Here is a 12,455-nt window from a genome sequence, read left to right on the forward strand (position 1 = left end):
TTGATTCGGAGGGAAACATACGTTGACGAGATACTCAAGGAGATTCGCGAAGTCATAGCACAGATGGTTCCACCAAACGCCAAGATTACAGAGGTTGAGTTCGAAGGGCCAGAGCTCGTCATATACACCAAGAACCCCGAGGCAATAATGAAGGACGGCGAGCTCATCAGGAACCTCGCAAAGGTTCTGAAGAAGAGGATAAGCGTGCGTCCGGATCCGGACATCCTTATCCCGCCTGAGAAAGCTGAAGAGATGATTAAGGAACTTGTCCCCGAGGAGGCCGAGATTACCAACATCAGCTTTGACCCTTCTGTGGGTGAGGTTCTTATAGAGGCCAAGAAGCCGGGCCTCGTTATCGGAAAGAACGGTGAGACCCTTCGCCTCATCACGCAGAAAGTCCACTGGGCGCCTAAGGTCGTTAGGACGCCCCCGCTCCAGAGCCAGACGATTTACTCGATAAGGCAGATTCTCCAGACCGAGAGCAAGGACAGGAGGAAGTTCCTCAGGCAGGTGGGCAGGAACATCTACCGCAAGTCCGAGTACAAGAGCAGGTGGATCAGGATTACCGGTCTTGGAGGCTTCCGCGAGGTCGGTAGGAGCGCCCTCTTAGTCCAGACCGACGAGAGCTACGTCCTCGTTGACTTCGGTGTGAACATCGCCGCGATGAAAGACCCGCTCAAGGCCTTCCCACACTTCGACGCTCCAGAATTCCGCTACGTCCTCGACGAGGGCCTTCTCGACGCGATTATCATAACCCACGCTCACCTCGACCACAGCGGGATGCTCCCCTACCTCTTCCGCTACAAGCTCTTCGATGGGCCGATTTACACCACTCCCCCGACGAGGGACCTGATGACCCTCCTCCAGCAGGACTTCATTGAGATTCAGCACATGAACGGCGTCGAGCCCCTGTACAGGCCAAGGGACATAAAGGAGGTCATAAAGCACACCATAACCCTCGACTATGGCGAAGTCCGCGACATAGCCCCTGACATAAGGCTGACCCTCCACAACGCGGGCCACATCCTTGGTTCGGCCATCGTCCACCTCCATATAGGCAACGGCCTCCACAACATAGCCGTAACCGGAGACTTCAAGTTCATACCGACCAGGCTCTTCGAGCCCGCCGTGAGCAGGTTCCCGCGCCTTGAGACCCTGGTCATGGAGTCCACCTACGGCGGAAGCAACGACTATCAGATGCCTCGTGAGGAGGCCGAGAAGAAGCTCATAGAGGTTATAAGAGAAACCATCAAGCGCGGTGGAAAGGTGCTCATCCCGGCGATGGCCGTTGGAAGGGCTCAGGAGATAATGATGGTTCTCGAAGAGTACGCGCGCGTCGGGGGAATAGAGGTCCCGATTTACCTCGACGGAATGATTTGGGAGGCTACCGCCATCCACACGGCTTATCCAGAATACCTGAGCAAGAGCATCAGGGAGCAGATATTCCACGAGGGATACAACCCGTTCCTCAACCCGATATTCAAACCCGTCGCCAACTCGCGCGAGAGGCAGGACATCATAGACTCTGGAGAGCCCGCGATAATCATAGCCACCTCGGGCATGCTCGTCGGCGGACCGAGCGTTGAGTACTTCAAACAGCTCGCCCCCGACCCGAAGAACAGCATCATCTTCGTCAGCTACCAGGCAGAGGGCACCCTCGGAAGGCAGGTGCAGAGGGGACTGCGCGAGATACCGCTCATCGGCGAGGACGGAAGAACAGAGGTCGTTCAGGTCAACATGGAGGTCCACACAATAGACGGCTTCTCCGGCCACGCGGACAGGAGAGAACTTATAAGCTACGTCGCCCGCGTCAGGCCGAGGCCGGAAAGGATAATCACCGTCCACGGCGAGGCCCACAAGTGCCTCGACCTCAGCTCCAGCATACACAGGAAGTTCGGCATAAGCACGCGCGCACCCAACAACCTCGACGCCATAAGGCTTAAGTGACGCCCTCTTTTCTTTTCGCTTTCGATAATGTTTTAAATCTCTCTCCCGAGATGGCCCTTAGGTGGGAGGACGTGAAGATAGAGTACAAGTTCTCGTTCGCAGTCTACCTGTGGGGCATTATCACCGGCATAATTAGTGGAGTCCTGGCATCGTACAACAGAAGCGCATGGATACTGGGCTTTCTGCTGTACTTCCTGGTTGACAAGTTCGTCATGGCAGTGATCAAGGAGCTTCCGCCGGACGTTCCAGAGGAGCGGGCGATACTCAAGAAGGCCTTCTGGGGCTGGCTGTTGTTCTGGCTCTACTTCACGATGCTCAGCTACTCAGTGGCCACTGACTTCCAGCCGGTTTGCTACTCAAACCAGAGCCTCCTCTATCAGGTCGTTCAAAACGGAACCGCTAGGATAAAATGCGTGTTTAACGTAGTGGGGTGATTGTATGAACGTTGAGGAAATGAAGAAGGCCGTCGCTAAAGAGGCCCTCAAGTTCATCGAGGACGAAATGGTCGTTGGCCTCGGCACGGGCTCAACAACTGCGTACTTCATTAAGTACCTCGGAAAGCTCATCATGGACGGTGAACTTGAGGAGGTCTACGGCGTCCCTACATCATACCAGGCGAGGCTTTTGGCCCTTGAAGCCGGCGTTCCGGTTGTGGGCCTCGACGAGGTTGACGCGATAGACATAGCGGTTGACGGAGCGGACGAGGTTGACCCGCAGATGAACCTCATCAAGGGACGCGGTGCCGCGTTGACCATGGAGAAAATCATCGAGTACAGAGCCGGAATGTTCGTTGTCCTCGTTGACGAGACCAAGCTCGTCGAGTGGCTCGGTCAGAAGATGCCCGTGCCCATCGAGGTGGTTCCCGTTGCTTGGCGCGCCATAGCGGAGGAGCTGGAAGTCTTTAACGCTACCGCCCAGCTCAGGATGGCCGAAAAGAAGGACGGGCCGGTCGTCACCGACAACGGCAACTTTATCCTTGACGCCAAGTTCCACCGCATAGAAGACCCGCTCGACCTTGAGATAGAGCTCAACAACATTCCAGGCGTCGTCGAGAACGGTATCTTCGCGGACATAGCTGACCTTGTCCTCGTCGGCACGAAGGATGGAGTCAAGAGGATGGAGCGCTGAAGCAAGGTTTATAAACTCAGCCCTTTTTCACTTCTTCGGGAGTCCCGCGAGCGCGGGGGTTGCCGAGCCTGGTCAAAGGCGGTGGACTCAAGATCCACTCCCGTAGGGGTTCCGGGGTTCAAATCCCCGCCCCCGCACCAGCTTTTGTTTTGTGGTGGTTTGTTGTATGCTGACTGGATTGTGGCATTTTGCTTAGTGGTTTTTTGTAGATATCCTGCAAGACTCCCCCTGAACAGAGGTTCTGCAGTATGCTCGGGGTTGCCATGCATCTAAATGGGGCATCTCATTTCCCAAGCGAAAAACTTAATAAGGCAACTCGTGATGCACCTACCGCTGGGGCCGTAGGGTAGCTTGGCCCATCCTGCGGGCTTTGGGAGCCCGTGACCCGGGTTCAAATCCCGGCGGCCCCACCACAAGAAACTTTTGCCAAGCAAAAGTTTCATCAAAGTTCGTAGCTCCTTTTGAGGGTTCAAATTTTGAATGCTTTTCTCGTTAGATAATTGCTCTTTAAGTGAGAACTTCTTAAATTGCTCCCTTATTGTTGGTTTAACGTTGGAATAGACGCCCGAAGGGCGTCATGAAGGAAGTAAACCCTCTGGTAAGGCTGGCCTAAATGCCTTCTCCTTGGAGCAAGAACTTGTTTTGAGTAAAATCTTGCATTACTGCCTTTGTGGAAGGAGCTACAAACTTTTGGTGAACCTTTCTCCAGAAGCTTCAATGCAGTTCTCACTATCGTCCGAATGTCTTGACGGATGGCGGGAAGATTGGGTGCTTCTTAGAATTACTCAGTTTGAGTTGCCCTTTGGGGAATTGGTCAAACTTTGTGGGGGAAAGTTAGTGATTCCCTAAAGAAGTTCCTTGTGAGTGTTTGCACTTCCCCAGTGTCCTAGGAGCTTAGAATTAAATGCTCAAAGACCCTGCGTAAGGGGTTTACCTCACTCGCGCTCCTCCGGAGCGCTTCCAAGAAGAAACCCCATTCTCGGGTTGTTATTTGCAATAAGGAATTCCCTGCAAAAAGTCCCCTTGAAAGCGCAAACTTTCTCCAGAACAACACTCCAGAAAAGAATCACGAGCCTTGATCAAACTTCGCGCAGGCGAAGTTTGTGAGAATGGAGCCCCGGGCGGGGTTTGAACCCGCGACCTGCCGCTTACCAAGCGGCCGCTCCACCAGGCTGAGCCACCGGGGCAGTCGTGACGTTGATACGATGGAGACAGCCTTTATAAATTTTTCCCTCCCAACTTCTCGACGAGACCTTCAAGGACGTCTTTAAATGCCGGCGCGTCAATCCACTTGATGCCCATCTTCTGCGCCCACGTCAGTATTCCGACGTCGGCCGAGACTATGGTGGCGTCCAGCTCCTTTGCGAGCAGGATTAGCTCGAAGTCTTCCTTGCTGTCCACTATCCCCTCCCGGAGGGCCTTGCGGTAGTTCCTCCTGAGCTTCTGGATTATTTTGTCCACGTTGTCTGTCTCAATGACGCTCTCGCGCACGGCCTTCTCGGCGACCCGGAGTCCCTTATCAATCCTGCGCCTTATGTCGTCTATCAGCTCGTAAACTACAAAGGCGGGGATTTTAATGTCATGGACGTTGGGGGGCTTTTTGATGATGTACAGCTCGACCTCTGGAAGAAGCTCGTCCTCACCGACGAAATGCATGACTTCCCGGTAGATGCCGGGGGGCATGTAGAACTCGACTTTTCCGAAGAGCTTCTCCGCGTATTTCAGGAAGCCCTTCATGGCCTCAGTAGGGCTGTCCCCGAAGTCCTTCCGGATTTCGGGGTTGACGAATATGCTCGTGTCAAGGACGAACTTCAGGGTCATCTGCCACCACAAGATTATTTAGGGCTTGAACTTTAAAAGGTTGGGTGAAAGCATGAAAGTAGGCGTCGTCTTTGGGGTTAGTGAACTTGCAAATCCCAAGGCCTTTGAGAAGAGAGTCTCAGAGTTTCTGACGGCCCTTGCGAAGGACTTTGAGGTCGTTGGGGGCTTCGTTTTGAGCTCAAAAGGTGACTTCAAGGAGGCCAAAGGGGAGCTCAACTTCAACGAAGTTGATGCACTCGTTCTGTATCCTCTGACAGGAGGCACTGAGGGCTTCCTCAAGGAGTTTTTCGTCTTCAGGAGACCCACCGTCATCTTCGGCGACCCGTTCAACAACTCCACCGCCGCGGGGATTGAAATCAGGGAGTTCCTCCGCGAGAGGCTCGTTCCCTCCACCCTAGTCAAGACTATGGACGAGCTCAAGGCCGCGCTCCTTGCCTATGACGACTCCCTTGAGACGCTGGAGCCGTTCCTCAGGGCCAGACTCGGCCTCATCGGCAGGATTTCCCCCTGGCTGGTCAACGAGAAGTTTGACCTACCGTATACGAAGATTAGCCTTAAGAAGTTCTACGAGTACTACGACAAAGTGCCAGATGAGGAGGGCTGGAAGGTCGTTGAGGAAATCTTTGAGAGGGCAAGCGAAATAAAAGAGCCAGGGAAAGAGGCCTTAACAAAGGCCGGTAAGATGTACCTTGCTATCAAAGAAATCCTGCACGACTACCGGCTCGACGGCTTCACAATAGGCTGTTTTGACCTCATAGGCAAGCTTAAGGCAACCCCGTGTCTGGCGCTTGCCATGTTCAACGCTGAAGGTATTCCCGCAGGTTGCGAGGGGGAGCTAAACTCCCTTCTCGGAATGTACATCATCAGGAAGTACTTCGACAAGCCCGCATTCATGGGCAACGTTGCGGACTTTGGGGAGAACCACATCACAATAGCCCACTGTACTGCGCCCCTGCTGTGGAAGTACAGGCTCAGGAGCCACTTTGAGAGCGGCATGGGCGTCGGTGTTGACGTGGAGTTCCCCACCGGGAAGGCGGCCCTCTTCAAGATTCGCGGAAGGCGTGCCGTTGTTGCGGGAGTCGAGGTCGCCGGCAACGAGCACCTTGAGAACCGGTGCCGGACGCAGGTTAAGCTCAAGATTGATGATGCTCCAGAGTTCCTTGATGGGACGCTCGGAAACCACCATCTCTTGGCCTACGTTGACCCCGAAGAGCTGGCCGATTTGCTCAGTGAGCTTGGATTTGAGGTTATGCTGTACTGATATCCGAATGCCTCTTTTTCTACTATTTTAGAGCACTCGAAATGTTTATTAACCTTAAGTTATTTAATCGGCATGGAAGAGGGGGTGATACCCATGAGGCGGGCCCAGGCCGCAATAGAGTACCTGTTTATGATAGCCGTTGCGTTGGTTGTTGTGCTTATCACTATTAGACTCCTGCGAAGGACAAGTCAAACAGCCGCCGAGCAGATAGACAGAGCCAGTGAAGAAGTGCTTGAACTGCTTCGGAACATGACCAATAATCAGAGCTGAGTAGCTTATGTTAGCACTCCTGCAGTTTGTCTCAGGGAGGCTTTTCTGTCGAAACGGTATGCACGTCCTCTGTCAATGTTAAAATGGTTGAATGTTAGATCTACACCAAAGCTTTTCAGGCTTTTAAGGTCCACAACGTTTTAAACTTCTCCCCAAAACCCCGCCCTGGTGGAAAGTCATGAAAGTCATCATGACAACAAAAATCGACAAAGCCTCGATGAACATAAAGGAAAAGCTCGTCGAGAACTTTGGGTTCAAAGAGACTGAGCTGGTTTTCGACGGCAACCAGGTCTATAAGAAGGGGGATACCTTAATCCTAACGACCAATGAGGAGATGATATACTACGACAACCTCGACAGGACCATAGAAACCCAGCTCGGGTTCAGGCCGGAACTCATAGCTTTTGCCTCCCGGCACTCCAGCAAACAGAAGCTCCCCGCGCTGACGACCCACGTTACCGGCAACTGGGGCAGCGCTATGTACGGGGGAAAGGACGAAAGCCTTGCCGTTGCAGTCCCCAGCGCGATGAAGCTTGCCCTCCTCACGATGAACGAGCTCAACGACCTCGGCTGGACAGTCTGCTACGAAGCAACGCACCACGGGCCGAGTGAGCTCGATGTGCCGAGCTTTTTCATCGAGATTGGCTCAAGTGAGGAGGAATGGGTGAACGACCGGGCCGGTGAAATAATAGCCGAGACGATTGTTTACGTCCTTGAAAACTACAAAGATGCTAAGTTTAAGACAGCCATTGGAATTGGCGGTGGCCATTACGCGCCCAAGCAGACCAAGCGTGCCCTTGAAGGGGACATGGCCTTTGGTCACATTGCACCGAAGTACGTCCACCCTCTCTCCAGGGAGATGCTGTTGAAGGCGATTGAGAGAACCGCTGAGAAAGTTGAGGCGATATACGTGGACTGGAAGGGGAGTAAAGGTGAGACCAGACAGCTGGCCCGTTCCCTGGCGGAGGAACTTGGACTTGAGTTCATTCGTGACTGAGCCGAAACCTTTAAAGATATAGTCGGTCAGTTAAGTTCAGTTTCGGGTTAGCTAAGTTTATATACTCTCCATCTCAAACTCCCAAGGGTGTTAAACTCTTCGGAGGGTGAAAAGATGCTGAAGCTGATTGAAGATGCCCTTGAGAGAACCTCTGCGGCCCAGCCCAAGGCCGCTCCAGAGGTTCAGCCCCGGTCGGACATAGATGAAGAGCTTAAGAAGCTCCTTGAGCAGATTCAGGCCAAGATATACGTTGTCGGTGTCGGCGGTGCCGGCTGTAACACCGTTAACAGAATGATGCAAGTTGGAATAGAGGGTGCCAAGATAATTGCAATCAATACTGATGCTCAGGACTTGCTGAAAATTAAGGCTCACCAGAAGATACTCATCGGAAAGGAGCTCACAAGGGGCCTTGGGGCAGGCAACAACCCCAAGATGGGTGAGGAAGCCGCAAAGGAGAGCGAGAGGGAGATAAGGGAGGCCCTCGAAGGGGCTGACATGGTCTTCATAACCTGCGGTCTCGGTGGTGGAACCGGAACCGGTGCGGCCCCTGTGGTCGCTGAGATTGCTAAGAAGATGGGTGCCCTTACCGTTGCGGTTGTTACGCTCCCGTTCACCGTTGAGGGAATAAGGCGCATCAAGAACGCCGAGTACGGCCTTGAGAGGCTCAGGAAGAACACCGACACCGTTATCGTCATCCCGAACGACAAGCTCATGGAAGTCGCACCGAACCTCCCAATCCACATGGCCTTCAAGGTCGCCGACGAGATACTCGTCCAGGCCGTCAAGGGTATCACCGAGCTCATCACCAAGCCGGGTCTCGTCAACCTCGACTTCAACGACGTTAGGGCAGTCATGAAGGACGGCGGCGTTGCAATGATCGGTATCGGTGAGAGCGACAGCGAGAAGAGGGCTTTGGAGGCCGCCCAGCAGGCCCTTAACAGCCCGCTCCTCGACGTTGACATCAGCGGTGCCAAGGGCGCTCTGATAAGCATCAGCGGAAGCGACGTCAAGCTCGAGGAGGCCCAGCAGATTATAGAGCTAGTCACCAGCAAGCTCGACCCGGAGGCCCAGGTTATCTGGGGTATCCAGCTCGACGAGGAGCTCGGCAAGATGATTAGAATCCTCCTCGTTGTTACGGGCGTCAGCTCCCCCTACTCGGTTGCTGAGGAGGAAGAAGAGAGACCGTACTTCGGGGAAGAGGAGAAGAAGACCATCAAGCTCGACCTTGACGAGCTTTGACTCCTTTAAACTTTTAGAGGGGTGAAAGAAGTGGCAAGTGCCGTCGAGAAGATAAGGGACTTCCTGTCAGAGTCGAAGAGAGTGCTCCTGGTTACAAGAAAGCCTGGAATGAAGGAGTTCAAGATGGCTGTCAAAATTACGGGCATTGGAATGATCTTAATAGGCCTAATTGGGATGCTCATCAGAATAGTTGGCTACTTCGTCACCGGTTCGTGAGGGTTGCGCCATGGCTGAGGGGAAGATATTCACAGTCAGCGTTACCGTTGGTCAGGAAACAACGACGGCAAACCTAGTGTACAGTAAGGCCAAAACGTACAACATTCCGATTCAGGCGATACTCGCGCCGAGCAAGGTCAAGGGCTACATCTTTGTTGAGGCTCCTGACAAGAGCACAGTGGACGAGGCCATAAGGGGAATCCGCCACGCCAAGCGTGTTCTCCCCGGGGAAATTCCCTTCCATGAGATCGAGCACTTCCTCGAAGAGAAGCCTGCCGTAAGCGGCTTCGAGCCTGGCGACATCGTTGAGCTCATAGCCGGCCCGTTCAAGGGCGAGAAGGCCAAGGTCGTCAGAGTTGATGAGGCCAAGGACGAGATAGTCGTTGAGCTCATCGGCTCAATCGTCCCGATACCGGTCACGGTTAGGGGCGAATACGTTAGACTTATAAGCAAACGCCAGAAGGAGTGACAGGTTCGAGACAAAAGTGAAGGTGGTGAGATGAATGGCACAGGTTGTCGAAGTCCTCGTTGAAGGTGGAAAGGCTACCCCTGGACCCCCGCTTGGTCCGGCAATCGGTCCCCTTGGACTGAACGTTAAGCAGGTCGTTGACGAGATAAACAAGGCCACCAAGGAATTCGAGGGAATGCAGGTTCCCGTCAAGATTATCGTTGAGGATCCCAAGAAAAAGACCTTCAGGATTGAGGTCGGTATCCCGCCGACCAGCCAGCTCATCAAGAAGGAGCTTGGAATCCCGAAGGGCTCAAGCGAGGCCGGCCACACCCCGGTCGGAAACCTCACAATGGAGCAGGTCATCAAGATAGCCAAGATGAAGATTGACCAGATGCTCGCACCGAACCTCAAGGCTGCAGCGAAAGAAGTCATCGGTACCGCCCTCAGCATGGGCGTTACCGTCGAAGGCAAGGACCCCCGGGAAGTTCAGAGGGAAATTGACGAGGGCGTTTACGACGAGCTTTTTGAGAAAGCCGAGGAGTGAGGGAAAACTTTAAAAATCCCTCCTTTTAGGCATCTTTGACTTTTTCGGCTCAAATCGAAAACAAAAGGGAGGGCTGTAAATGGCCTTCGACAGGCAGAAACTCGTGGAAGCGGTGAAGGAGGCGAAGGCCCGGGCTAAGCCGCGCAACTTCACACAGACCGTCGAGATAGCAGTCAACCTCAAGGATATAGACCTCCGCAAGCCGGAGAACAGGTTTAAGCTTGAGGTTGTACTGCCTCACGGTCGCGGGAAGGAGCCCAAAATCGCGGTCATCGCTGATGGTGCCGTGGCTGAAGCGGCTAAAAAGCTCGGGCTTGATGTGATTAGTGGAGAGCAGCTTGAGGAGCTTGCAAAGAGCCCGAGGGAAGCGAGAAAACTGGCCAAGCGCTACGACTTCTTCATAGCTGCTGCACCGTTGATGCCAAAGATAGGTAAGTACCTCGGTAGGTACCTCGGTCCGAGGAACAAGATGCCGCAGGTCGTTCCGCCGACAATGACCAACCTTGAGCCGATAGTTGGGAGGCTCAAGAGAACCGTCAGGATACAGCTCAAGAACAACCCGGTGGTTCACGCTCCGATCGGAACCGAGAACATGGACGACGAGAAGCTCGCTGAGAACGCCGAGGCAGTTCTCAACGCCATCATCAACAAGCTTGAGCGCGGCGAGAACCAGGTGAAGTCAGTGTACGTGAAGACCACAATGGGCCCGGCCGTTAAGGTTGAGAGGTGAGGGAGATGGCCCACGTAGCCGAGTGGAAGAAGAAGGAAGTTGAGGAGCTCACCAAGATTATCAAAAGCTATCCAGTGATCGCCCTCGTTGATGTGGCCGGTGTCCCAGCTTACCCGCTCAGCAAGATGCGTGACAAACTCCGCGGGAAGGCTCTCCTCAGGGTTAGCAGGAACACCCTCATCGAGCTGGCCATAAAGAGGGCGGCCCAGGAGCTGAACAAGCCCGAACTCGAAAAGCTCGCCGACTACATCGAAGGCGGAGCCGCCATACTGGCCACCGAGATGAACCCGTTCAAGCTCTACAAGTTCCTCGAGGAGAGCAAGACTCCGGCTCCGGCCAAGCCTGGAGCTGTGGTTCCCAAGGACGTGGTCATCCCAGCTGGGCCGACTTCAATCCCGCCGGGCCCGCTCGTCGGTGAGATGCAGGCCCTTGGAATCCCGGCGAGGATTGAGAAGGGTAAGGTCAGCATCCAGAAGGATTACACTGTCCTTAAGGCGGGCGAGGTCATAACCGAACAGCTCGCGAGAATCCTTAACGCCCTTGGTATTGAGCCCCTCGAGGTGGGTCTCAACCTCCTCGCCGCCTACGAGGACGGTATCGTCTACACTCCGGACGTCCTTGCGATAGACGAGCAGGAATACATCAACATGCTCCAGAAGGCCTACATGCACGCCTTCAACCTGTCCGTCAACACTGCGTATCCGACCAAGCAGACTATCGAGGCCATCATCCAGAAGGCCTTCCTCGGCGCGAAGAACGTCGCTGTGGAGGCTGGCTACATCACCCCAGAGACCGTCGAGGAGGTCTTTGGCAGGGCTCTGCGCGCTGTCCTGCTCATAGCACAGCAGCTGCCTGAGGACCTGCTCGACGAGAAGACCAAAGAACTTTTAAACGCTCAGGCCCAAGTGGCCGTTGCCGCGGCCCCTCAGCCAACCGAGGAGAAGGTTGAGGAGGCCGAAGAAGAGGAGGAAGAGGAGGCATCCGAGGAGGATGCGCTCGCTGGGCTGGGCGCCCTCTTCGGCTGAACTTTCAATTTCCCTCGTATCCTGAAAACTCCACGTGAAAATGAATAAAAAATGAAGATGATTGGAGGTGCAAAAAATGGAGTACGTGTATGCCGCTCTGCTGCTCCACGCCGCTGGTAAGGAGATAACCGAGGAGAACCTCAAGGCCGTCCTTGAGGCCGCTGGAGTTACCCCGGACGAGGCTAGGATAAAGGCTCTCGTTGCCGCCCTTGAGGGCGTCAACATCGACGAGGTCATCGAGAAGGCCGCCATGCCGGTCGCCGCCCCGGTCGCCGTTGCCGCCGCTCCGGCTCCCGCCGAGGGCGGTGCCGAGCAGGCCCAGGAGGAGGAAGAGGAGGAAGAGGAAGAGGCCAGCGAGGAGGAGGCCCTCGCCGGTCTCGGTGCCCTCTTCGGCTGAACCCCTTTCCTCCTTTTGTCCGCCTTTGGGCGGACGTTCTTACAACTTTTCTCGCGGTTCTTGGAGACTAAAAATGCCAAAATTTCTGGGTGTGTGGATTGGAGTAGAATAATCTTAACTGGCCTGCGGGACTTTGGAGACCGCAAGGTTTATGTTTGATGAGCCAAACCAATCAGGGGGACGGGCCGGTGGCCTAGCCTGGATGGGGCGTCGGCCTTCGGAGCCGAAGGTCGCGGGTTCGAATCCCGCCCGGCCCGCCATAAGAAACTTTTGCCAAGCAAAAGTTTCATCAAAGTTCGTAGCTCCTTTCTGAAAGTTCAAATTTCACAGTGATTTTCTCTTGGATATGTGGTCTTGGAAATGAGAACTTCTTAAATTGCTCCTTTGGTGTGGGTTTAATGTTGGAATAGACGCCCGAAGGGCGTCGGG

14 protein-coding genes and 4 tRNA genes are annotated in these 12,455 nt (G+C 54.3%); 16 read left to right on the top strand and 2 right to left on the bottom strand.

What is annotated here, in order from left to right:
* The 5 genes from TEU_RS05565 to TEU_RS05585 all read left to right on the top strand — a co-directional run bounded on the left by TEU_RS05565 (position 1) and on the right by TEU_RS05585 (position 3,488).
* Complete coding sequence (locus TEU_RS05565; RefSeq protein WP_050002836.1) at positions 1 to 1,947, top strand: beta-CASP ribonuclease aCPSF1; 1,947 nt, start codon at positions 1 to 3, stop codon at positions 1,945 to 1,947.
* A gap of 50 nt (positions 1,948 to 1,997) precedes the next feature.
* On the top strand, positions 1,998 to 2,381 hold the full coding sequence (locus TEU_RS05570; protein ID WP_050002837.1) for a hypothetical protein: 384 nt from the start codon (positions 1,998 to 2,000) through the stop codon (positions 2,379 to 2,381).
* 4 nt (positions 2,382 to 2,385) lie between these two features.
* The gene (gene rpiA / locus TEU_RS05575) at positions 2,386 to 3,075 is read left to right on the top strand and encodes a ribose-5-phosphate isomerase RpiA (protein ID WP_050002838.1); all 690 of its coding nucleotides are present in this window, start codon (positions 2,386 to 2,388) and stop codon (positions 3,073 to 3,075) included.
* Between the two features lie 52 nt (positions 3,076 to 3,127).
* Positions 3,128 to 3,215, top strand: a tRNA-Leu gene (locus TEU_RS05580).
* A gap of 195 nt (positions 3,216 to 3,410) precedes the next feature.
* A tRNA-Pro gene (locus TEU_RS05585) sits at positions 3,411 to 3,488 on the top strand.
* A 697-nt stretch (positions 3,489 to 4,185) separates the two neighbouring features.
* Here the strand turns inward: TEU_RS05585 and TEU_RS05590 are convergent.
* Both TEU_RS05590 and TEU_RS05595 read right to left on the bottom strand, forming a co-directional pair.
* Positions 4,186 to 4,262 (bottom strand) — tRNA-Thr (locus TEU_RS05590).
* 31 nt (positions 4,263 to 4,293) lie between these two features.
* Positions 4,294 to 4,890: an RNA ligase partner protein gene (locus TEU_RS05595; RefSeq protein ID WP_050003942.1), complete on the bottom strand. Its 597-nt coding sequence runs from the start codon at positions 4,888 to 4,890 to the stop codon at positions 4,294 to 4,296.
* Between the two features lie 58 nt (positions 4,891 to 4,948).
* On the opposite strand from TEU_RS05595, the gene TEU_RS05600 reads away from it, so the two are divergent.
* The 11 genes from TEU_RS05600 (at position 4,949) to TEU_RS05645 (ending at position 12,286) form a co-directional block, all read left to right on the top strand.
* On the top strand, positions 4,949 to 6,157 hold the full coding sequence (locus tag TEU_RS05600) for a hypothetical protein (protein WP_050002839.1): 1,209 nt from the start codon (positions 4,949 to 4,951) through the stop codon (positions 6,155 to 6,157).
* Between the two features lie 72 nt (positions 6,158 to 6,229).
* Positions 6,230 to 6,427 carry a class III signal peptide-containing protein gene (locus TEU_RS11495; RefSeq protein WP_227738774.1) on the top strand — a complete coding sequence of 66 codons (198 nt, stop codon included), beginning with the start codon at positions 6,230 to 6,232 and terminating at the stop codon, positions 6,425 to 6,427.
* A gap of 178 nt (positions 6,428 to 6,605) precedes the next feature.
* Positions 6,606 to 7,424, top strand: coding sequence for a D-aminoacyl-tRNA deacylase (locus tag TEU_RS05605; protein ID WP_050002840.1), 819 nt, complete (start codon positions 6,606 to 6,608; stop codon positions 7,422 to 7,424).
* A gap of 114 nt (positions 7,425 to 7,538) precedes the next feature.
* Positions 7,539 to 8,663: a cell division protein FtsZ gene (gene ftsZ / locus TEU_RS05610; RefSeq protein ID WP_050002841.1), complete on the top strand. Its 1,125-nt coding sequence runs from the start codon at positions 7,539 to 7,541 to the stop codon at positions 8,661 to 8,663.
* 30 nt (positions 8,664 to 8,693) lie between these two features.
* Positions 8,694 to 8,879 (top strand): protein translocase SEC61 complex subunit gamma, encoded by a 186-nt coding sequence (locus tag TEU_RS05615; RefSeq protein WP_050002842.1) that lies wholly within the window; start codon positions 8,694 to 8,696, stop codon positions 8,877 to 8,879.
* Positions 8,880 to 8,889: 10 nt separating this feature from the next.
* The gene (locus TEU_RS05620) at positions 8,890 to 9,348 is read left to right on the top strand and encodes a transcription elongation factor Spt5 (RefSeq protein WP_050002843.1); all 459 of its coding nucleotides are present in this window, start codon (positions 8,890 to 8,892) and stop codon (positions 9,346 to 9,348) included.
* Between the two features lie 34 nt (positions 9,349 to 9,382).
* Complete coding sequence (locus TEU_RS05625) at positions 9,383 to 9,874, top strand: 50S ribosomal protein L11 (protein WP_050002844.1); 492 nt, start codon at positions 9,383 to 9,385, stop codon at positions 9,872 to 9,874.
* 79 nt (positions 9,875 to 9,953) lie between these two features.
* Positions 9,954 to 10,604 carry a 50S ribosomal protein L1 gene (locus TEU_RS05630; RefSeq protein WP_050002845.1) on the top strand — a complete coding sequence of 217 codons (651 nt, stop codon included), beginning with the start codon at positions 9,954 to 9,956 and terminating at the stop codon, positions 10,602 to 10,604.
* A gap of 5 nt (positions 10,605 to 10,609) precedes the next feature.
* Complete coding sequence (locus tag TEU_RS05635; RefSeq protein WP_050002846.1) at positions 10,610 to 11,629, top strand: 50S ribosomal protein L10; 1,020 nt, start codon at positions 10,610 to 10,612, stop codon at positions 11,627 to 11,629.
* 76 nt (positions 11,630 to 11,705) lie between these two features.
* Positions 11,706 to 12,026: a 50S ribosomal protein P1 gene (gene rpl12p, locus TEU_RS05640; RefSeq protein WP_050002847.1), complete on the top strand. Its 321-nt coding sequence runs from the start codon at positions 11,706 to 11,708 to the stop codon at positions 12,024 to 12,026.
* A 182-nt stretch (positions 12,027 to 12,208) separates the two neighbouring features.
* Positions 12,209 to 12,286: transfer RNA gene (locus TEU_RS05645), tRNA-Arg, on the top strand.
* Positions 12,287 to 12,455 lie beyond the last annotated feature (169 nt).

This window comes from Thermococcus eurythermalis (assembly GCF_000769655.1).
Classification (GTDB): Archaea; Methanobacteriota_B; Thermococci; order Thermococcales; family Thermococcaceae; genus Thermococcus; species Thermococcus eurythermalis.